Source organism: Mycobacterium simiae (assembly GCF_008370645.1).
Classification (GTDB): Bacteria; Actinomycetota; Actinomycetes; order Mycobacteriales; family Mycobacteriaceae; genus Mycobacterium; species Mycobacterium simiae_A.
Genome location: NZ_VTZN01000467.1, coordinates 1 through 675, shown reverse-complemented (window position 1 = coordinate 675; position 675 = coordinate 1). Strand labels below are relative to the sequence as shown.

The window sequence follows — 675 nt, the reverse complement described above, 5'->3', positions numbered from 1 at the left end:
CCACCCACACCGCCGCTACCACCAACCCCACCAGCACCACCATCACCGCCAGCACCCACCACCAGCCCGCCGCGCCCCCCAGCCCCGCCGGACCCGCCGACACCACCCGCCGGCGCGACAGCGCCAAGACCGCCGGCGCCGCCGTCACCGCCAACACCTGCGTCACCCCCGGCCCCGCCGGCACCGCCGGTGCTACCACCCCGGGCCACACCACCGACCCCACCGTCACCGCCGCCACCGCCGACACCACCAGCACCACCGGCACCACCGTTGGGGCTCACGCCTCCCGAGGCACCGCCAACGCCGCCGACACCACCAGCGCCACCACCACCCCCGGCACCACCAGCACCCCCATTACCGGAGTTAAGACCCAACGAGTTGACCCCACCGGCACCACCAGCACCACCACCACCTCCATCACCTGCCGCACCGCCGCGACCGCCGGCACCGCCATTGCCGGCGCCGGCACCGCCAGCACCGCCAGCACCGCCATCACCGCCCGGGCTGCCTTGACCACCATCGCCGCCAAAAGCAGTCGCGGCCAAACCCTGCCCACCCCGGCCACCGTCAGCCCCGACACCGCCGGCACCACCGGCCCCGCCAACCCCGCCAACCCCACTAACACCCCGCTCGGACAGGCCGCCGGCCCCACCGGCACCGCCGTCCCCACCAGTA

The 675-nt window shown here is 75.4% G+C and carries 1 protein-coding gene; it reads right to left on the bottom strand.

Annotated features, from left to right (window positions below):
• Positions 1 to 675: hypothetical protein (locus F0Q45_RS30420; protein ID WP_373425106.1), on the bottom strand; the 675-nt coding region annotated here is incomplete at both ends.